The 22,536-nt window shown below is 74.4% G+C and carries 2 protein-coding genes; both read right to left on the bottom strand.

What is annotated here, in order from left to right; genetic code table 11:
* A partial coding sequence (locus ACZ7LK_RS32300) for an SDR family NAD(P)-dependent oxidoreductase (RefSeq protein ID WP_471144646.1) occupies positions 1 to 15,302 on the bottom strand: 15,302 nt, incomplete at its 3' end.
* A 64-nt stretch (positions 15,303 to 15,366) separates the two neighbouring features.
* Positions 15,367 to 22,536 (bottom strand): type I polyketide synthase (locus ACZ7LK_RS32295; protein ID WP_471144645.1); only part of this gene is annotated, 7,170 nt, incomplete at its 5' end.

Below are 22,536 nucleotides of genomic sequence, written 5' to 3'. Positions count from 1 at the left end.
TCATCGACCACACCGGCCGAACCATCCACCGGCACCACCGACCACTCCACCCGGAACAAGGCATCGCGGGTGACGTCCTGGGTCGTGTCGAGCTGTTCGCGGTTCACGGCTCGCAGCGCCAGGCCGGTCACCGAGGCGACCGGTTCTCCCGCGGCGTCGGCGATGGTCAGGGCCACCTCCCCGCCCCGGGTGGGCGCGAGGCGTACCCGGAGTTCGGTGGCGCCGACGGCGTGCAGGGACACACCCGACCAGGAGAACGGCAGGCGTCCTTCGCCGCCGCCCCCGGCCTCCGTGCCGCCGAGCCCCAGTGCGTGCAGCGCCGCGTCCAGCAGGGCGGGGTGCAGGCCGAACCGGCCGCCCTCCGCCTGGGCGCTCTCCGGCAGCGCGACCTCGGCGTAGACGTCACCGTCCTTCCGCCAGGCGGCGCGGAGCCCCTGGAACACCGGACCGTAGCCGAAACCGGCGTCGGCAAGGCCCTCGTACAGCCCCTCCACCGCGACCTGCTCCGCCCCGGCCGGCGGCCAGGCGGTCAGGCCCTGCGGAACGTGTTCCGCTCCGGTCGTGAGCGTTCCGGTGGCGTGGCGGGTCCACGGCAGCTCGGTGTCCGCGCCCTCGGTCCTGGAGTGGAGCGCGAGGCTGCGGCGTCCCGCCTGATCGGCGGCGCCGACCGAGAGCCGGAGCTGCACGGCGGTGTGCTCGGGCAGCACCAGCGGTGCTTCCAGGGTCAGTTCGTCGACCCGGTCGCAGCCGACCTGGTCACCGGCGCGCAGCGCCAGTTCCACGAACGCCGTGCCCGGCAGCAGGACGGAGCCCATGACGGCGTGGTCCGCGAGCCAGGGGTGCGTGGCCAAGGAGAGCCGGCCGGTGAACAGGAAGCCGTCCGAGTCGGGCAGTTCGACCGCCGCGCCGAGCAGCGGGTGGTCGGTCGCGCCGAGTCCGGCCGAGGTGACGTCACCCTGCGAGCGGCCCGCGTCGAGCCAGTAGACGGCACGCTGGAAGGCGTACGTCGGCAGGTCGACGCGCCGGGCGCCGGTGGGGGCGTAGAACGCCCGCCAGTCGACGGGGACGCCCCGTACATGCGCCGTGGCGAGCGCCGAGAGCAGCGTCCCGGCCTCCTCGCGGCCGGCGCGGAGGGCGGGCGCGAAGACGGCCGCGTCCGCCTCGCCGGTCAGGCACTCCTGGGCCAGCGCCGACAGGACCCCGTCGGGGCCGAGTTCCAGGTACGTCGTGACCCCGGCCGCCTCCAAGGCCCGGACACCCTCCAGGAATCGCACGGCCTCGCGGACGTGACGTACCCAGAAGTCCGCCGACCCCATCTCGTCCGTGACCAGCGCACCGGTCAGGTTCGAGACGATCGGGATGCGCGGGGACCCGTACACGATCCCTTCCGCAACGGCACGGAACGCTTCCAGCATCCCGTCCATGTGCGGCGAGTGGAACGCATGGCTCACGCTCAGGCGCTTCGTCTTACGACCCTGCGCTTCGAAGTGCTCGGCGATGGACACCGCGTCCGCTTCGTCGCCCGCGACCACGACCGACTGCGGACCGTTGATCGCCGCGATGCCGACCCGGTCCGTCAGCAGCGGAAGAACCTCGTCCTCCGACGCCTGGACGGCGATCATCACGCCACCGGTCGGCAGCGCCTGCATCAGCCGTCCACGCGCGGCCACCAGCGTGCACGCGTCCTCCAGCGAGAAGACACCCGCCACGTGCGCGGCCGCGATCTCACCGATCGAATGCCCGGCCAGGAAATCGGGCTTCACGCCCCAGCTCTCGACGAGCCGGAACAGCGCCACCTCGACCGCGAACAACGCGGGCTGGGTGAACTCCGTACGGTCGACAGCAGCCGCGTCCGCGCCGAACAGCACGTCCTTCAGCGGCAGGTCCAAGTGCGAGCACACCGCATCCAGCGCCTCCGCGAACACCGGGAACGCCTCGTACAACTCACGACCCATGCCCAACCGCTGACTGCCCTGACCCGTGAACAGGAACGCCACCTTGCCGGCCACCGGCGAACCGGTGACGACGGCGGCCGACGAGCGGTCCTCGGCCAGCGCGGTGAGCGCGTCCCGGAAGCCGTCGCGGTCCTGGGCGACGACCGTCGCGCGCTGGTCGAAGACCGCCCGGCCGGTGGCGAGGGAGTAGCCGATGTCGGCGGGCGTCTCCGAGGGGTGGGCGTCCAGGTGGGACAGCAGGCGTGCGGCCTGGGCGCGCAGCGCGTCGGGGGTCCTGGCGGAGAGGTTCCAGGGGAGGGCGGCCGGGGCCTGTTCCGTGCCGGCGCGTGCGGGTGCGGGAGTGTCGGGGCCGGCGTCGGCCCCGGCGTCGGGGGCGATCTCGATGATGGCGTGGGCGTTCGTACCGCTCATGCCGAAGGAGGACACGCCGGCGCGGCGCGGGCGGCCGGTGTCGGGCCAGGCGCGCTGTTCGGTGAGCAGCGAGACCGCGCCCGCCGACCAGTCCACGTGGGGGGACGGTGCGTCGACGTGCAGGGTCTTGGGCAGCACGCCGTGGCGCATGGCCTGGACCATCTTGATGATGCCGGCGACACCGGCGGCGGCCTGGGTGTGGCCGAAGTTGGACTTGATGGAGCCGAGCCACAGCGGGCTGTCCTCGGGCCGGTCCTGGCCATAGGTGGCGAGCAGGGCCTGGGCCTCGATGGGGTCGCCCAGCCGGGTGCCGGTGCCGTGCGCCTCGACGGCGTCGACCTCGGCGGCCGACAGGCCCGCGTTGGCGAGGGCCTGGCGGATGACGCGCTGCTGGGAGGGGCCGTTGGGGGCGGTCAGGCCGTTGCTGGCGCCGTCCTGGTTGACGGCGGTGCCGCGGACGACCGCCAGGACCTGGTGGCCGTTGCGGCGGGCGTCCGACAGGCGCTCGACGAGGAGCATGCCGACGCCCTCGCCCCAGGCGGTGCCGTCGGCGGCGGCGGCGAACGGCTTGCAGCGGCCGTCGCTCGCGAGGCCGCGCTGGCGGCTGAACTCGGTGAAGACGTCCGGGGTGGTGATGATGGTGACGCCGCCCGCGAGGGCCAGGGAGCATTCGCCGTTGCGCAGTGCCTGGGCGGCGAGGTGCAGGGCCACCAGGGAGGAGGAGCAGGCGGTGTCGACGGTGACGGCGGGGCCTTCGAAGCCGAAGGTGTACGAGACGCGGCCGGAGGCGATGCTGCTGGAGCCGCCGGTGCCGAGGTAGCCCTCGACGCCTTCGGGGACGGTGTTCAGCCGGGACACGTAGTCGTTGTGCATCTGGCCGACGAACACGCCGACCTGTTCGCCGCGCAGGCCGGTCGGGTCGATCCCGGCCCGCTCGAAGGCCTCCCAGGAGGTTTCCAGCAGCAGGCGCTGCTGCGGGTCCATGGCGAGGGCTTCGCGCGGGTTGATGCCGAAGAACGCCGGGTCGAAGTGGTGGGCGTCGTAGAAGAAGCCGCCCTCCCTGGCGTAGGAGGTGCCGGGGCTGTCGGGGTCGGGGTCGTAGAGCGCCTCGGTGTCCCAGCCGCGGTCGTCGGGCAGGTGGGAGATGCCGTCGCGGCCTTCGGCGAGCAGCTCCCACAGGTCCTCGGGGGTGCGGACGTCGCCGGGGAAGCGGCAGCTCATGGCGACGATCGCGATGGGGTCGTCGGCCTCGACGGCGGTGGCGGCGACCCGCGGGAGGGCGGCGGCCGCCTCGGAGCCGAGGAGTTCGTCCAGGAGGTGGCCGGCGAGTGCGGCGGGGGTCGGGTAGTCGAAGACCAGGGTGGCGGGCAGCCGGATGCCGGCGGTCGCGCCGAGTCTGTTGCGGAACTCGACGGCGGTGAGCGAGTCGAAGCCGAGGTCCTTGAAGGCGCGGGTGGGTTCGACGGCGTCGGGGGTGGCGTGGCCGAGGACGGCTGCCACCTGGTTGCGTACGAGGTCGAGGAGGAGCGGGTCGCGCTCGTTCTCGGGGAGGCGTACGAGCTGCTCGACGAGCGGGGTGCCGCCGCCGGTGGCGGTGGCTTCGACGGCCCGGCGGAGCGGGGTGCGGACGAGGCCGCGCAGCAGCGCGGGGACCATGCTCGCGTCGGCCTGGCGCAGCGGCGCGAGGTCGAGCTGCATGGGTACGAGGTGGGCGTCGCCGAGGTGCCGGGCGGTGTCGAGGAGTGCGAGTCCTTCCTCGCTGGACAGGCCGAGGACGCCGGACCGGGTCATCCGGTCCTTGTCGGCGGTGTCGAGTTCGCCGGTCATTCCGCTGGCCTCGGCCCACAGGCCCCAGGCGAGGGAGGTGGCGGCGAGGCCGTGGGCCTGCCGGTGGCGGGCGAGGGCGTCGAGGAAGACGTTGGCGGCCGCGTAGTTGGCCTGGCCGGCGCCGCCGAAGGTGCCGGCGGCGGAGGAGAACAGGACGAAGTCGGCCAGGTCGAGGTGGCGGGTCAGTTCGTGCAGGTGGAGGGCCGCGTCGGCCTTGGGCCTGAGGACGTGGTCGACGCGCTCGGGGGTGAGGGCGTCGACGACGCCGTCGTCGAGGACGCCGGCGGTGTGGATGACGGCGGTCAGCGGGTGCTCGGCCGGTACGGCGTCGATCAGGGCGGCGAGCGCGTCGCGGTCGGCGGCGTCGCAGGCGGCGATCGTGACGTCGGCGCCCAGCTCGCGCAGTTCGGCGGCGAGTTCGGCGGCGCCGGCGGCGGCCTCGCCGCGGCGGCTGGTGAGCAGCAGGTGGCGGGCGCCCCGGGTGGTGACGGCGTGCCGTGCGACGAGTGCGCCGAGGGTGCCGGTGCCGCCGGTGATGAGGACGGTGCCGTCCGGGTTCCACTCGGCGGGCAGGGTGAGCACGATCTTGCCGACGTGGCGTGCCTGGCTGAGGTAGCGGAACGCCTCGGGGGCCTGCCTGAGGTCCCAGGCGGAGACCGGTACGGGGCGCAGGGCGCCGGTGCGGAAGAGGGCGAGGAGCTCGGTGAGCATCTCCTGGATGCGGTCCAGGCCGGCCTCGGTGAGGTCGAAGGCCTGGTAGGTGACGCCGGGGTGGGCGTCGGCGACGTCCTGCGGGGAGCGGACGTCGGTCTTGCCCATTTCGACGAAGCGTCCGCCGCGCGGCAGGAGCCGCAGGGAGGCGTCGACGAATTCACGGGCGAGCGAGTCGAGGACGACGTCGACGCCGCGTCCGCCGGTGGCGGTGCGGAAGGTGTCCTCGAAGTCGAGGGTGCGGGAGGAGGCGATCCGGTCGTCGGTGAGTCCGAGGCCGCGGAGGGTGTCCCACTTTCCGGGGCTGGCCGTGGCGTACACGTCGGCGCCCCAGTGGCGGGCGAGCTGGACGGCGGCCATGCCGACGCCTCCGGCGGCGGCGTGCACGAGGAGCGCTTCGCCGTCGCGCAGTCCGGCGAGGTCGTGGAGCGCGTAGTACGCCGTCATGAAGACGATGGGTACGGCGGCGGCCTCGGCGAAGGTCCAGCCCTCGGGCATGGGGGCGATCATGCGGCGGTCGACGACGGTGAGCGGGCCGAACGCGCCGGGCAGCATGCCCATGACGCGGTCGCCGGGGGCGAGGTCGGTCACGCCGGGTCCGGTCTCCAGGACGACGCCGGCGCCTTCGCTGCCCATGAGGCCGGGATCGCCGGGGTACATGCCGAGGGCGTTGAGGACGTCGCGGAAGTTGAGGCCGGCGGCGCGGACGGCGACGCGGACCTGGCCGGGCTCCAGGGGTGCTTCGGACTCGGGGCTGGGGACGAGGGTGAGGTTGTCGAGGGTGCCCTTGTCCTCGATGTCCATGCGCCAGGCGGTCCCGTCCTGGGGCGGGGTGAGCCGGGTGGTGGCGGGGACGCGGGCGAGCCGGGGGGCGTGGACGGTGCCGCGGCGGAGGGCGAGTTGCGGTTCGCCGCCGGTGAGGGCCGCGCGGAGGGCGTCGGCGGAGGCGGGGTCGGTGTCGAGGTCGGCGAGGACGAACCGGTCGGGGTTCTCCGACTGGGCGGTACGGACCAGGCCCCACACGGGTGCGTGGGTCAGGTCGGCGAGGTCCCAGTCGCCCTGGGTGGCGACGGCGCCCCGGGTGACGAACACCAGGCGGGAGGCGGCGAACCGGTCGTCGGCGAGCCATGCCTTGACCAGGCCGAGGGCCTGGTGGGTGGCGGTGTGGACGTCGTCCGCGAGGGTGCCGCCGGTGGTGCCGGAGGTGTGGTCGACCAGGACGTACGCGGGTGCCGGGGCGCCCGCGTCGAGGGCGGCGCGCAGGCCGTCCAGGTCGGGGTGGGTGCGGCCGGGCAGGGTGGTGGTGGGCGCGCCGATGACGGCCCAGTCGTCGGTGGTGGCGTCCTGGCCGGCGGGGGCGGTCGGCACGGTGGCCCAGTCGACGCGGAACAGCGACTCGTGGTGTGCGGGCCGGGTGCCGCCGAGCTGGTCGGCGGAGACGGGCCGCAGCATCAGGTGGTCGACGGCGGCGACGGGTGCGCCGGTGGTGTCGGCCACCTGGAGGGTGAGCGAGTCCGGGCCGTCGGGGGTGAGGCGTACGCGCAGTGCGGCGGCGCCGACGGCGTGCAGGGACACCCCGCGCCAGGAGAACGGCAGCCGGCCCTGCCGGTCGCCGTCGGGGGACGGCTGGACGAAGGTGGCGTGCAGGGCGGCGTCGAGCAGGGCCGGGTGGAGGCCGAAGCGGGCGGCGTCGGACTGCCGGTCGTCGGGCAGGGCGACCTCGGCGTACACGTCGTCGCCGTGCAGCCAGGCGGCGCGGAGTCCCTGGAAGAGGGGGCCGTAGGCGAAGCCGCCCTGGCCGAGGTGTTCGTAGAGGCCGTCGACGCCGACGGCTTCGGCGCCGGGCGGGGGCCAGGCGGACAGGTCGAAGGCGGGGCGCGGGGCGCCGGTGGCGAGGATGCCGCCGGCGTGCCGGGTCCAGGGCTGGTCGGCGGGGGCGTCCGGGTCGCTGGAGTACAGGTCCAGGGTGCGGCGGCCGGCCCCGTCGGGGGCGCCGACCACGATCTGGAGCCGTGCCGCGGTGTGCGGGGCGAGGACCAGGGGGGCTTCGAGGGTGAGCTCTTCGAGGAGGTCGCACCCGGCCTGGTCGCCGGCGCGGATGGCGAGTTCGACGAAGGCGGTGCCCGGCAGCAGGACGGTGCCCATGACGGCGTGGTCGGCCAGCCAGGGGTGGGTGTCCAGGGAGAGGCGGCCGGTGAAGAGGAGGCCTTCGCCGTCGGCGAGGGCGACGGAGGCGCCGAGCAGCGGGTGGTGGGCGGCGCCCAGACCCGCCGATTCGACGTCGCCGACGTGGCCCTCCGGGGCTTCGAGCCAGAACCTTTCGCGCTGGAAGGCGTAGGTGGGCAGCTCGACGCGGCGGGCGCCGGTGCCGGCGAAGTAGGCGTCCCAGTCCAGCGGCACGCCGCGGGTGTGGATGGCGGCGACGGCGGCGGTCAGGGCGTCGGCCTCGCCGCGGTCGTGGCGCAGCGCCGGGACGAACACGGCGGCGTCGGCCGGGTCGGTGGTGTCGGGCAGGCAGTCGCGGCCGAGGCCGGACAGGACGCCGCGCGGGCCGAGTTCGAGGTAGGTGGTGACGTGTTCGGCGTCCAGGGTGCGGATGCCGTCGAGGAAGCGGACCGCTTCGCGGACGTGGGAGACCCAGTGGTCGGCGGTGCGCAGTTCGTCGCCGGCGACGCGGCCGGTGAGGTTGGTGACGACGGGGATGACGGGCGGGTGGTAGGTGAGGGTTTCGGCGACCTCGCGGAACGCGTCGAGCATGCCGTCCATGAGCGGGGAGTGGAAGGCGTGGCTGACGGTGAGCCGCTTGGTGCGCCGGCCGCGCCGCTCGAACTCGGCGGCGATGTCCAGGGCGAGCGTCTCCTCGCCGGAGACGACGACGGCGGACGCGGAGTTGACGGCGGCGATGCCGACGCGGTCCTCGTGGCCCGCGAGCAGCGGCAGGACCTCCTCCTCGGTGGCGGTGAGCGCGATCATCGCGCCGCCCTCGGGGAGTTCCTGCATGAGGCGGCCCCGGGCGGCGACGAGGGTGGCCGCGTCGGTGAGCGAGAGGACGCCCGCGACGTGCGCGGCGGTGATCTCGCCGATGGAGTGCCCGCTGACGAAGTCGGGGCGTACGCCCCAGGACTCGACGAGCCGGTAGAGCGCGGTCTCCAGGGCGAACAGGGCGGGCTGGGTGCAGCCGGTCCGGTCGATGAGGCCGCTGTCGTCGGTGAACAGCACGTCCTTGAGGGGCTGTTCGAGGTGCGGGTCGAGGGCGGCGCAGACCGCGTCCAGTGCCTCGGCGAAGACCGGGTAGGTGTCGTACAGTTCGCGGCCCATGCCGGGGCGCTGGCTGCCCTGTCCGGTGAACAGGACGGCGGTCCGGCCGTCGGCGGTGGGGTGGCGGACGACCCGGGCGTCGTCGTGTCCTTCGGCGAGGGCGGTGAGCCCGGCGAGGAGTTCGTCGCGGTCGTGGGCGACGACGGCGGCGCGGCGGTCGAGCGCGGTACGGGTGGTGGCCAGGGAGAGCGCCACATCGGCGGGGGCCGCGTCCGGGCGCTGCCGGAGGTGGTCGGCCAGTCGTGCCGCCTGGGCTCCCAGCGCCGCGGGGGTGCGGCCGGAGAGGGTGAACGGCAGCGGTGCGCCGGCCGGGAGGCCGGTGGGCGTGGGGGTCGCCGTGTCGTCGGCGGGCGGCTGCTCGATGATGACGTGCGCGTTGGTGCCGCTGACGCCGAACGAGGAGATGCCCGCGCGGCGGGGGCGGCCGGTGTCGGGCCAGTCGGCGGCCTCGGTGAGCAGCGAGACGGCGCCGGCGGACCAGTCGATGTGCGGGGAGGGTTCGCCGATGTGCAGCGACGGCGGCATGACGCCGTGGCGCATGGCGAGGACCATCTTGATGATGCCGGCGGCGCCGGCGGCGGCCTGGGTGTGGCCGATGTTCGACTTGATGGAGCCGAGGCGGAGCGGGCTGTCCTCGGGGCGGCCCTGGCCGTAGGTGGCGAGGAGCGCCTGGGCCTCGATGGGGTCGCCGAGGGTGGTGCCGGTGCCGTGCGCCTCGACGGCGTCGACGTCGGCGGTGGTGAGGCCGGCGTTGGCGAGGGCCTGGCGGATGACGCGCTGCTGGGAGGGGCCGTTGGGGGCGGTCAGGCCGTTGCTGGCGCCGTCCTGGTTGACGGCGGTGCCGCGGACGACGGCCAGGACCTGGTGGCCGTTGCGGCGGGCGTCGGAGAGGCGCTCGACGAGGATCATGCCCGCACCCTCGGCCCAGCCGGTGCCGTCCGCGTCGGCGGAGAACGACTTGCAGCGGCCGTCGGTGGCGAGGCCCCGCTGGCGGCTGAAGTCGATGAAGGTGTCGGGGGTCGACATGACGGTGACGCCGCCCGCGAGGGCCATGTCGCACTCGCCGTTGCGCAGGGCCTGCGCGGCGAGGTGCAGGGCCACCAGGGAGGAGGAGCAGGCGGTGTCGACGGTGACGGCGGGGCCTTCGAGACCGAGGGTGTAGGAGATGCGGCCGGAGGCGACGCTGCCGGCGGTGCCGGTGCCGAGGTAGCCCTCCAGTCCCTCGGGGACGGCCGGGAGCCGGGTCAGGTAGTCGTGGTACATGACACCGGCGAACACACCGGTGCGGCTGCCGCGCATGGACGCCGGGTCGATCCCGGCCCGCTCGAAGGCCTCCCAGGAGGTTTCCAGCAGGAGCCGCTGGTGCGGGTCCATGGCGAGGGCTTCGCGCGGGTTGATGCCGAAGAAGTCGGCGTCGAAGTCGGCGGCGTCGTGGAGGAAGCCGCCTTCGCGGGTGTAGGAGGTGCCGGCCCGGCCGGGGTCGGAGTCGTACAGCGCGTCGAGGTTCCAGCCGCGGTCGGTGGGGAACGGCGATATCGCGTCGGTGGAGCCGGCGACGAGCTGCCACAGCTCCTCGGGGCTGGTGACGCCGCCGGGGTAGCGGCAGCTCATGCCGACGATGGCGATGAGGTCGTCGTCGGGGCCGGTGGTCGCGGCGACCGGCGCCGCGTCCACCGCGTCGCCGAGGAGTTCGCCGCGCAGGTGGGCGGCCAGGGTGTGGGGGGTGGGGTAGTCGAAGACGAGGGTGGCCGGGAGCCGCACCCCGGTGGCGGAGCCCAGCCTGTTGCGGAGTTCGACGGCGGTCAGCGAGTCGAAGCCCAGCTCCTTGAAGGCGCGGCTCGGGTCGACGGCCTCGGGGCCGGGGTAGCCGAGGACGGCGGCGACCTGGACGCGGACGGTGTCCAGCAGCAGCCGGTCGCGTTCGGCGGCGGTCAGCGGCAGCAGCCGCTCGGCGAGGCCGCCGGCGGGCGCGCCGTCCGGGGTGTCGGCGGCGGCCCGGCGCGCGGGGGCGCGGACGAGGCCGCGCAGCAGCGCGGGGACCATGCTCGCGTCGGCGTGCCGCAGCGACGCCAGGTCCAGGTGCATGGGGACGGCGGTGGGGTCGCCGACGGCGCGGGCGGTGTCCAGCAGCGCCAGGCCCTCGGCGGAGGACAGGGCGGCGACTCCGGCGCGGGAGATCCGCTCCAGGTCGGCGTCGGCGAGGTCGGAGGTCATACCGCTGCGTTCGGCCCACAGGCCCCAGGCGAGCGCGGTGGCGGGCAGCCCCTCGGCGCGGCGGCGCTGGGCGAGCGCGTCGAGGAAGGCGTTGGCGGCGGCGTAGTTGGCCTGGCCGGGGCCGCCGAGGGTGCCGGCGGCGGCGGAGAACAGCACGAACGCGGCGAGGTCGGCGTCGCGGGTCAGTTCGTGCAGGTGGACGGCCGCGTCGAGCTTGGCGGGCAGGACCCGGTCGACGCGCTCGGGCGTGAGCGCCTCGAGGATCCCGTCGTCGAGGACGCCGGCGGTGTGGACGACGGCGGTCAGCGGGTGCTCGGCCGGTACGGTGCCGAGGAGCGCGGCGAGCGCGTCGCGGTCGGCGGCGTCGCAGGCGGCGATCGTGACGTCGGCGCCCAGCTCGCGCAGTTCGGCCGCGAGTTCGGCGGCGCCGGCGGCGGCCTCGCCCCGGCGGCTGGTGAGCAGCAGGTGGCGTACGCCGTGGGCGGTGACCAGGTGCCGGGCGACGAGGCCGCCGAGGGTGCCGGTGGCGCCGGTGACCAAGGCGGTGCCGTCCGGGTCGAGGGCGGGCGCCTCCTGGCCGGGTACGGCGGCGACCCGGGCGAGCCGGGGCACCAGCGCGGCGCCCTCGCGGAGGGCGAGCTGCGGTTCGGTGGTGGCGAGCGCGGCGGGCAGGGCGTGCAGGGACTCGGGGCGTCCGTCCACGTCGAGCAGGACGAAGCGGTCCGGGTGCTCGGACTGCGCGGAGCGCAGCAGGCCCCACAGCGGGGCGTGCGCCAGGTCGGCGACGTCGGACGCGGCGGTGGTGGCGACGGCGTCACGGGTGACGAACACCAGGCGGGAGCCGGCGAGGCGGTCGTCGGCGAGCCAGGCCTGGGCGAGGTCCAGGGCGCGGTGGAGCGCGTCCCGGGCGGCGCCGGGCAGGTCGGTGCCGACGGGGGTGCGCTCGGCGGCACCGGAGAGGGGGAAGGGGACGACGACGGCCTGCGGGACGGGGCCGCCCGCGTCCAGGGCCGTGCCGAGCGCGGCGAGATCGGCGTGGACGGTGGCGGTGGGCAGGGCGGTGGCGTACGGGGTGTCCGGGTCGCCGAGCAGCGCCCACTGGCCGGCGGCGACGGTGAGGGCGGCCGGGAGGGGCACACCGGTCCAGTCGACCCGGAACAGCGACTCGTGGAAGGCGGTGCGCGCGGCGTGCACCTGGTCGGGCGAGACGGGCCGCAGCAGCAGCGCGTCGACGGAGGCGACGGGCGCGCCGGTCTCGTCGGCGAGGGCCACCGACACCGTGTCGTTGCCGGCGGGCGCGAGCCGTACGCGCAAGGCCCGGGCGCCGACGGCCCGGAGGGTGACACCGCTCCAGGAGAACGGCAGCCTGCCGTGCTCGGTGTCCTCCAGGAGGGAGCCGATGCCGACGGCGTGCAGCGCGGCGTCCAGCAGCGCGGGGTGCAGGCCGAACAGGGCGGCCTCGTCGTGGGCGGCGCGGGGCAGGCGGACCTCGGCGAACACCTCGTCGCCGCGCTGCCAGGCGGCCCGCAGGCCCTGGAAGACGGGGCCGTAGGCGAACCCGGAGCCGGCGAGGTAGTCGTACAGGCCCTCGACGTCGACCTCGGTGGCGCCCTTCGGCGGCCAGCTCGTGAGGTCGGTGCCGGCGGGTTCCCGGCCGGCCGGGGCGAGCACACCGGTGGCGTGCCGGGTCCAGGTGCCCTCGCCCCAGGTGTCGTCGGCGGCGTCCTCGGGCCGGGAGTGCAGGGTCAGCGAGCGGCGGCCCTCGGCGTCGGGAGCGCCGACGGCGAGCTGGATCTGCACGCCGCCGTGCGGGGGCAGCACCAGGGGCGCTTCGAGGGTGAGTTCGTCCAGCAGGCCGCAGCCGGTGTGGTCGCCCGCCTGGAGCGCCAGCTCGACGAAGGCGGTGCCGGGCAGCAGGACGGTGTCCATCACCGTGTGGTCGGCGAGCCAGGGGTGGGTGGCCAGCGAGAGGCGGCCGGTGAACAGGTGCCCGTCGCCGTCCGCCAGGGCGATGGCCGCGCCGAGCAGCGGGTGGTCGGCGGAGCCGATGCCGGCGGCGGTGACGTCGCCGCCCCAGGCGGTGGGCTGCTCGGGCCAGTACAGCTCGCGCTGGAAGGCGTACGTGGGCAGGTCGACGCGGGTGGCGCCGCGCCCGGCGAAGACGGCGGACCAGTCGACGGGGACGCCGTGGACGTGGACCCGGGCGACGGCGGTCGCGAAGGCGGCCGCCTCGGGGCGCTCGCCGCGCAGGACGGGCACGAAGACGGCGTCCCGGTCGGTGACGCACTCCTGCGCCAGGGCGGTGAGCACTCCCCCGGGGCCCACCTCGACGAAGGTGGTCACGCCCTGGTCGGCGAGCCGGCGCACGCCGTCGAGGAAGCGTACGGCCTCGCGGACGTGACGCACCCAGTAGTCGGGGCGGCAGATCTCCTCAGCGGTGACGGAGGCGCCGGTCAGGTTGGAGATCAGGGGGATGACGGGCGGGGCGTACGCGACGGACTCGGCGACCTCGCGGAACGCGTCGAGCATGCCCTCCATCAGGGGTGAGTGGAAGGCGTGGCTGACGGTCAGCCGCTTGGTCCGGCGGCCGCGCCGCTCGAACTCGGCGGCGAGCGCCGCGGTGGCGTCCTCGTCGCCCGAGACGACGACGGAGCAGGGGCCGTTGACGGCCGCGACGCCCACCCGGTCGGTGAGCAGCGGCGCGACCTCGTCCTCGGTGGCCTCGACGGCGATCATGACACCGCCGGCCGGCAGTGCCTGCATCAGCCGGCCGCGGGCGGCGACCAGCCTGGCCGCGTCGGGGAGGGTGAGGACGCCCGAGACATGGGCGGCGACCAGCTCGCCGATGGAGTGGCCGATGAGGAAGTCGGGGGTGACGCCCCACTGTTCGAGCTGGCGGTGCAGGGCGACCTCGACGGCGAACAGGGCCGGCTGGGTCCAGGCGGTCCGGTCGAGCAGGTCCGCCTCGGGGGTGCCCTCCTCGGCGAACAGCACGTCGTACAGCGGGCGTTCGAGGTGCTGGTCCAGTTCGGCGGCGACCTCGTCGAGGGCGCGGGCGAAGCCGGGGTGGCCGGCGTACAGTTCGCGGCCCATGCCGAGGCGCTGGCTGCCCTGGCCGGAGAAGAGGAAGGCGGTCTTGCCCTCGCCGGTGGCGCCCAGGACGTGGTCGGTGCCCTGTTCGCCGGCGGCGAGCGCCGTGAGGTCGGCGAGCAGGCCGTCGCGGTCGGTGCTGAACAGCACGGCCCGGCGGTCCAGCGACGAGCGGCTGGTGGCCAGGGAGAAGCCGAGGTCGGTCAGGCCCGCGGCGTCTGCGGCGAGGTCGGGGTGGGCGCGCAGGTGGGCGGCGAGCCGGTCGGCCTGGGCGCGCAGCGCGGTGTCGCTCTGGCCCGACACCAGCAGCGGTACGGGACCGGTGGCGCCCTCGGCGGGCCGCTCGCCGGGGGCCGTCGCGTCGCCGGGGGCGCCGTCCGGGTCCACGGCGGGCGGGGCCTGCTCGATGACGGTGTGGGCGTTGGTTCCGCTGACGCCGAAGGACGAGATGCCGGCGCGGCGCGGCTGGCCGGTCTCCGGCCACGGCACGGCCTCGGTCAGCAACCTGACGTCACCGGCGTCCCAGTCGACGTTCCCGGACGGCCGGTCGATGTGGAGCGACTCGGGCAGGACGCCGTGGCGGATCGCCTGGACCATTTTGATGATGCCGGCGACACCGGCGGCGGCCTGCGTGTGGCCGATGTTCGACTTGATCGAGCCGAGCCACAGGGGGCGGCCGTCGGGCCGGTTCTGGCCGTAGGTGGCGAGGATGGCCTGCGCCTCGATCGGGTCGCCCAGCGTCGTGCCCGTGCCGTGCGCCTCGACCACGTCGACCTGCGCGGGGGTGAGCCCGGCGTTGGTGAGCGCCTGGCGGATGACGCGCTGCTGCGACGGGCCGTTGGGGGCGGTCAGGCCGTTGCTCGCGCCGTCCTGGTTGATCGCCGAGCCGCGCACCACGGCCAGCACCGGGTGCCCGTTCTTCCGGGCGTCGGAGAGCTTCTCGACGAGCAGCATGCCGACGCCCTCGCCCCAGCCGGTGCCGTCGGCCCCGTCGGCGAACGGCTTGCAGCGGCCGTCGGGGGCGAGCCCGCGCTGCCGGCTGAACTGCACGAACGCACGCGGGCTCGACATGACGGTGACACCGCCCGCGAGCGCCAGCGAGCACTCGTCGTTGCGCAGCGCCTGCACCGCGAGGTGCAGGGCGACCAGCGAGGCGGAGCAGGCGGTGTCGACGGTGACCGCCGGGCCCTCGAGCCCGAAGGTGTAGGAGAGGCGGCCGGAGACGACGCTGGCGGCGTTTCCGGTGAGGAGGTACCCCTCGACGCCCTTGGGCACCTCACGCAGCAGTTCGGGATAGTCCTGGCCGTTGGTGCCGATGAAGACACCGGCCTTGCTGCCGCGCAGCGTGGCCGGGTCTATTCCGGCTCTTTCGAACGTCTCCCAGGAGGTTTCCAGCAGCAGGCGCTGCTGCGGGTCCATGCCGAGGGTTTCCCGCGGGCTGATCCCGAAGAACGCGGCGTCGAATTCGCCGACACCGTCGAGGAAACCGCCCTCACGGGTGTAGGAGGTGCCCTGCTGGTCGGGGTCGGCGTCGTACAGCGACTCGATGTCCCAGCCACGGTCGGTGGGGAAGTCGGTGATCGCGTCCCGGCCCCCGGCGACCAGGTCCCACAGGTCCTCCGGCGACTCGATGCCACCGGGGAACCGGCAGCTCATGCCGACGATCGCGATCGGCTCCGGCTCCTGGGCCTCGACCTCGCGAAGGCGCTGCCGCGTCTGATGCAGATCGGCCGTCACCCGCTTCAGGTAGCCGAGGATCTTGTCCTGATCTGCCATTGGAACCTCACCCATGCTTATCGTCACAAACCCTTGCGCCTGCTACTGCCTGCTGTCCGCCGTACTAAATTCCGAGCTCTTTCTCGATGAAGTCGAAGAGCTCGTCCGGCGTGGCCTCCTGAAGCTTTTCGGTCACGGCCTCGCCATGTGAATCGGTGTGCGGTTCACCCCATTTCGCCAGGAGGGCCTGCAGACGCAGCGCGATGTCGGTACGTGTGTCGCCGTCGGAATCGTCCGGATCGAGTACGGAGAGCGCGGACTCCAGCTTCTCGAGTTCCGCGATCCCCGGGGCGGCCCCGCCACTGCCGTCCTGGGTGATCTCGGCCCGGAGGAATTCGGCCAGCACCGCCGGGGTCGGGTGGTCGAACACGAGCGTGGCGGGGAGCCGCAGCCCGGTGGCGGCGTTGAGGCGGTTACGCAGCTCCAGCGCGATCAGGGAGTCGAAGCCGAGCTCCTTGAACGCGCGTCCCGCGCCCACCTCGTCGGTCGTGGGGTGCCCCAGCGCGGTGGCCGCGTGGGAGCGGACCAGTTCGAGCACGGCCAGGGCCTGCTCGGCCTGCGGCATGACGGCGAGCCGTGCCCGCAGCGCCTCGGCCGGGGAGTGCTCCCCGCCCGCCTCGCCGCCGGCCGCCGACGCCTCGGCGAGCCGCCGCACCTCGGGCAGATCGGCGAGGAAGGGGCTGCGCCGTACGGCGGTGTAGCCGGGCGCGAACCGCTCCCACTGGATGTCGGCGACGGCCACGGCCGCCTCCGTCCGGTCGAGGATCTGCTGGAGGGCGCCGATCGCCGAACGCGGCGCCATGGCGGGCACCCCGCCCCGGTCCAGCCGCTCGCCGATCGCACCGCCCGCGGCGAGCCCGCTGTCACCCCAGCGGCCCCAGGCCACGGACGTCGCGGCCAGCCCGTCGGCGTGCCGCTGCTCCGCCAGGGCGTCCAGATAGGCGTTGGCGGCCGCGTAGTTGCCCTGACCGGCGTCGCCGAGCGTGCCGGCCACACCGGAGAAGAGGACGAACGCGGACAGGTCCAGGTCGCGGGTCAGCTCGTGGAGGGTGAGCGCCGCGTCCGCCTTGGGGGCGAGCACGGTCGCGAACCGCTCGGGCGTCAGCGCGTCGATGACACCGTCGTCGAGGACACCGGCCGTGTGCATCACGGCGGTCAGTGGCCGGTCGGTGGGTATGGCGTCGAGGAGGGTGGCGACGGCGTCGCGGTCGGCCATGTCGCAGGCGGTGATGGTGACGTGGGTGCCCAGTGCGGTGAGTTCGTCGCGCAGTTCGGTGGCGCCGGGGGCGTCGAGGCCCCGGCGGCTGGTGAGCAGCAGGTGCTCGGCGCCGTTGCCGGCGAGCCAGCGGGCGACGTGGGCGCCGAGGGCTCCCGTACCGCCGGTGACCAGCGTCGTGCCCTCCGGCTTCCAGGCCCGGACGGCGGGGGTGTCGGACAGCGGGGCGTGCGCCAGGCGCCGGCCGAACAGGCCGGAGGCACGCAGCGCGACCTGGTCCTCGGCACCGTCACCGGCCAGAACCCCGGCCAGGCGGTCGAGCGTACGGGCGTCGGGACCGGCCAGGTCGACCAGACCGCCCCAGCGGTCCGGGTACTCCAGTGCCGCCGTGCGGCCGAAGCCCCAGACGAGCGCCTGCGCCGGGTCCGCCGTCCTCTCCGAGCGGGACACCGAGACGGCACCGCTCGTGAGGCACCACAGCGGGGCGTCCACCTCGGCGTCGCCGAGGGCCTGGACGAGCGCGGAGGTGGAGAGCAGCCCGGTGTGCGCGCGGAGCGGGGTGCCGCCGTCGCCGGCGAAGGCGAGGAGGGACACCACACCGGTGGGCGCGCTACCGGCCGCCGTCTCCTTCAGCAGCACGGCGAGCCGTTCCCGGCCGGTGCCGGCCGGGACGGTGACGGTACGCACCTCGGCCCCGCGCTCGGCCAACGACCGGAGCACGGTGTCGGCCAGCCCGGAGCCGGTCTCCGGAACCACCACCAGCCAGGTGCCCGACAGACGGGAGCCGGCCGGCTCGGCCAGCGGCTTCCAGACCACCCGGTAACGCCAGCCGTCGACAGTCGACTGCTCACGACTACGACGACGCCACGACGACAGAGCCGGCAACAGGGCAGTCAACGACTCATCGTCCTCGACGTCCAGCTCCGCCGTCAGCGCCTGAAGGTCCTCACGCTCCACCGCCTCCCAGAACGCGGCATCGACCGCACTGTCCCCGGACACCGTGACCGCCTCGACCGGCGCGGCCTCCGGCCAGAACCGCTGCGACTGGAACGCATACGTCGGCAGATCGACCCGGCGGGCACCGCTGCCGGCGAACACCGCGTCCCAATCGACCGTCACACCCCGCACATAGGCCTCGCCGAGGGAAAGCCAGAACCGCTCCAGACCACCCTCATTACGCCGCAGAGAACCCAACACGGCGGCCTCACGGCCCGCGTCCTCCACCGTCTCCTGCACACCCACACTCAAAACCGGGTGAGGACTGGACTCGATGAACACCCCGAAACCCTGATCCAGGAGCGTGCGCACGGCCTGCTCCAGCTCCACCGTCTGACGCAGATTGCGGAACCAGTAGCCCGCGTCCAGCTCGGGGCCCGTGACCCACTCCCCGGTGACGGTCGACAGGAAGGGAACGTCCCCGGCCTTCGGCGTAATCGGGGCGAGCAGTTCGGCCAGCTCCTCGCGCAGCAGCTCGACCTGCGCCGAGTGCGAGGCATAGTCCACGGCGATCCGCTTGGCCCGCACCCCATCCTGCTCACACACCGCCAGGAACTCATCCAAGGCGGCGACCTCACCGGAAACGACGACCGAGGACGGCCCGTTGACCGCGGCGATGGAGATACGGTCCTCGCCCCACGGGGCGATACGCTCCCGCACCTTGTCGACCGCCAGCGGCACGGACACCATCCCGCCCACACCCGCCAGCACCCGGCCGATCGCCTGACTACGCAGCGCCACCACACGCGCCGCATCCTCAAGGGACAGGATCCCCGCCACACACGCGGCGGCGATCTCCCCCTGCGAATGACCGATCACCGCACCCGGACGCACCCCAGCAGCACGCCACACCTCCGCCAACGACACCATGACGGCGAAGAGGGCAGGCTGCACGACGTCCACCCGGTCCAAGGAGGGCGCGCCTTCGGCGCCGCGCAGCACATCGCGCAGCGACCAGTCGGTGAAGGGCTCCAGCGCCTTCTCGCACTCATCCACTCGGGTGGCAAACACGGGTGAAGCGTCCAACAACGCCACTGCCATGCCTACCCATTGCGACCCCTGTCCGGGGAACAGGAACGCCGTCTTACCCCCGACGGCCTCCCCCTGGACGACCAGGGGTGAGGTGTTCCCCGCCGCCAGGGCGGTGAGGGCGTTCGCGTAGTCGTCCTGGTCGCGGCCGATGAGCACGGCGCGCCGGCCCAGGGCGGTCCGGGTCGTGGCCAGGGAGTGGCCGATGTCGGCGACCCGCTGGTCAGGGTGGGTGGACAGGTGCGTCAGCAGGCGCTCGGCCTGCCCGCGCAGCGCCTTGTCGTTCCTGGCGGTCAGCGGCCACGGCAGCGGGAGGGGCGCGCCGGACGCGGAGCCGTCCTGGGCGTGCGGGGCCGGCTTCGTGGTCAGTAGGGGTTCGGGGGACGGCTCAGGGGTTTCCGGGTCGTCGGTCCCCTCGTCGACCGGGGCCTGCTCGATGATGGCGTGGGCGTTCGTCCCGCTGAACCCGAACGACGACACGCCCGCGCGCCAGGGGCGGTCGGTCTCCGGCCAGGCGCGCTGCTCGGTCAGCAGCGTGACCTCGCCGGCGGTCCAGTCGACGTGCGGGGTGGGCTCGGCGATGTGCAGGCTGCGCGGCAGCACTCCGTGCCGCATGGCGAGCACCATCTTGATGACGCCCGCGACACCGGCGGCGGCCTGGGCGTGGCCGATGTTCGACTTGATGGAGCCGAGCAGCAGGGGCCGGCCGGCCGGCCGGTCCTGACCATAGGTCGCCAGGAGGGCCTGCGCCTCGATCGGGTCGCCCAGCGTCGTGCCCGTACCGTGCGCTTCGACGACGTCCACGTCGGCGGCCGTGAGCCGGGCGTTGGCCAGGGCCTGGCGGATGACGCGCTGCTGGGACGGGCCGTTGGGGGCCGTCAGGCCGTTGCTGGCACCGTCCTGGTTGACCGCCGAGCCGCGCACGACCGCCAGCACCGGGTGCCCGTTCTTGCGGGCGTCCGACAGGCGCTCGACGAGCAGCATGCCGACGCCCTCGGCCGGGCTGAACCCGTCGGCGTCCGAGGAGAAGGCCTTGCAGCGGCCGTCCGTGGACAGGCCGCGCTGCCGGCTGAACTCGATGAAGGTGCCGGGTGTCGACATGACCGTCACACCGCCCGCGAGCGCCAGCGAGCATTCACCGCTCCGCAGTGCCTGTACGGCGAGGTGCAGGGCGACCAGCGAGGCGGAGCAGGCGGTGTCGACGGTGACCGCCGGGCCTTCGAGACCGAAGGTGTACGACAGCCGGCCGGAGACGACGCTGCCCGCGCTGCCCGTGGCCAGGTGGCCTTCGAGGTCGCTCGTGGTGGCGCGTACCAGGTTGGAGTAGTCGGAGCCGTTGGTGCCGACGAAGACGCCGGCCTGGCTGCCGCGCAGGGTCTCCGGGTCGATGCCGGCCCGCTCGAAGGCCTCCCAGGAGGTTTCCAGGAGCAGCCGCTGCTGCGGGTCCATGGCCAGCGCCTCGCGCGGCGAGATCCCGAAGAACGCCGCGTCGAAGGCGGCCGCGTCGGAGAGGAAGCCTCCCTCGCGGGTGTACGAGGTGCCCTGGGCGTTCGGGTCGGGGTCATACAGCGCGTCGACGTCCCAGCCGCGGTCCAGGGGGAACTGGGACAGCGCGTCACCGTCGGAGGTGAGCAGGTGCCACAGTTCCTCGGGGGTGCAGACGCCGCCCGGGAAGCGGCAGCTCATGGCGACGACGGCGATGGGCTCCGCGTCGGAGAGCGCGGCGCTCGTGGGGACGGGGGCGGCGGTGGCGGCACCGGCCCGGCCGAAGAACTCGGCGCGCAGGTGGCGGGCGAGGACGGTGGGCGTGGGGTGGTCGAAGACGAGGGTGGGCGGCAGCTTGAGCCCGCTGGCGGCGTTGAGCCGGTTGCGCAGCTCGACGGAGGTGAGTGAGTCGAAGCCCAGCTCCTTGAACGCCCGGCCCGCCTCGACCGCGTCGGGCCCGGCGTAGCCGAGGACGGCGGCGACCGCGGTGCGGACGAGTTCCAGCAGCAGGCGCTCCTGCTCGGCCTCCGGCAGTCCGGTGAGCTGCTGGGCCAGCGCGGCCGCGCCTCCGGGGTCGTCGGCGGCGTCGGCGCGGATGCCCTCCATGACCTCCCGCGCCTCGGGGAGGTCGTGCAGCAGGGGCCGGGGGCGGCCGGATGTGAAGGCCAGGACGAAGCGCTTCCACTCCATGTCCGCGACCGTGAGGGTCGTCTCGTCGCGGTTCAGCGCGTGCTGGAGGGCGGAGACGGCCCGCTCGGGTGCCATCTCGATGACGCCGTGCCTGCGCATCCGGTCGCCCACCGCGCCCTCGGCCATGCCGCCGTCGCCCCAGGGGCCCCAGGCGATGGAGGTGGCGGGCAGCCCCGCCCCGCGGCGGTGCTCGGCGAAGGCGTCCAGGAAGGCGTTGCCGGGCGCGTAGTTGCCCTGGCCGGGGGCGCCGAAGGTGGCGGCGAAGGACGAGAACAGCACGAACGCCGACAGGTCCAGGTCCCGGGTCAGCTCGTCCAGGTGCAGGGTGGCGTCGACCTTCACCCGCAGCACCCGCTCGACCTGCGCGGGGGTCAGTGCCTCGATGACGCCGTCGTCGAGCACGGCGGCCGTGTGCACGACGGCGGTCAGCGGCCGGTCGGCCGGTACGGCCGCGATGAGGGCGGCCACGGCGTCGCGGTCGCTGACGTCGCAGGCCGCGACGGTGACCTCGGCGCCGAGTGCGGTGAGTTCGTCGCGCAGTTCGGTGGCGCCGGGGGCGTCAAGGCCCCGGCGGCTGGTGAGCAGCAGGTGCTCGGCGCCGTTGCCGGCGAGCCAGCGGGCCACGTGGGCACCGAGCGCGCCCGTACCGCCGGTGACCAGCGTCGTGCCCTCCGGCTTCCAGGCCCGGACGGCGGGCGTCTCGGCGAGCCGCGCCCGGACCAGGCGACGCACGTGGAGGCCGGAGGCGCGGACGGCGACCTGGTCCTCGGCGGCGTCACCGGCGAGGACGCCCGCGAGCCGGGCGAGCGTCCGGTCGTCCACGGCGTCGGTACCGGGCAGGTCCACCAGACCGCCCCAGCGCTCGCCGTGCTCCAGGGCCGCCACCCGGCCGAGGCCCCAGACGGCGGCCTGCGCGGGGTCGGCCGCCCGCTCTGTGCGGGTCACGGCGACGGCTCCGCGCGTGGCGCACCACAGGGGGGCGGCGACCTCGGCGTCGCCGAGGGCCTGGACCAGGGAGAGGGTCGCGATCACACCGGCGGGAGCGGAGGCGCCCAGCGGCTCGTCGGCCCCGTCGCAGGTCAGCAGGGACAGCACGCCCGCCACGGCGGAGCCGTCGGCGAGCGCCTCCCGGATCCGCCCGGCCAGCTCGCCCCGGATGTCCTCGATACGGGTGTCGGTACGGGTGTCGTCGGTACGGGTGTCGTCGGTACGGGTGGGCGTGACGGGCCGTACGTCGGCGCCGTGTTCGGCCAGCGTACGGAGCACGGCGTCGGTCAGCTCGGAGGTGGTCTCGGGAACGGCCACCAGCCAGGTGCCGGACAGACGGGAGTGGGCGGGCTCCGGCGCGGGCTTCCAGGTCACCCGGTAGCGCCAGCCGTCGACGGTCGACTGCTCACGGCTCCGGGTCCGCCACGAGGACAGGGCCGGCAGCAGCGCAGTCAGCGTCTCGTCCTCGTCGACGTCCAGTTCCGCCATGAGCGCGGCCACGTCCTGCCGCTCGACGGCCTCCCAGAAGCGGGCGTCCACCGCGTCGACCGGGTACGCGGCTGCGGTGTCCTCTGCCGCGCCGCTCTCCAGCCAGTAGTGCTCCTGCTGGAAGGCGTAGGTGGGCAGGTCGACCCGCCGGGCACCGCTGCCGGCGAACACCGCGTCCCAATCGACCGTCACACCCCGCACATAGGCCTCGCCGAGGGAAAGCCAGAACCGCTCCAGACCACCCTCATTACGCCGCAGAGAACCCAACACGGCGGCCTCACGGCCCGCGTCCTCCACCGTCTCCTGCACACCCACACTCAAAACCGGGTGAGGACTGGACTC

The sequence above is a fragment of the Streptomyces sp. NPDC039423 genome (assembly GCF_055598725.1).
This window is presented reverse-complemented; position numbering and strand designations above follow the sequence as displayed.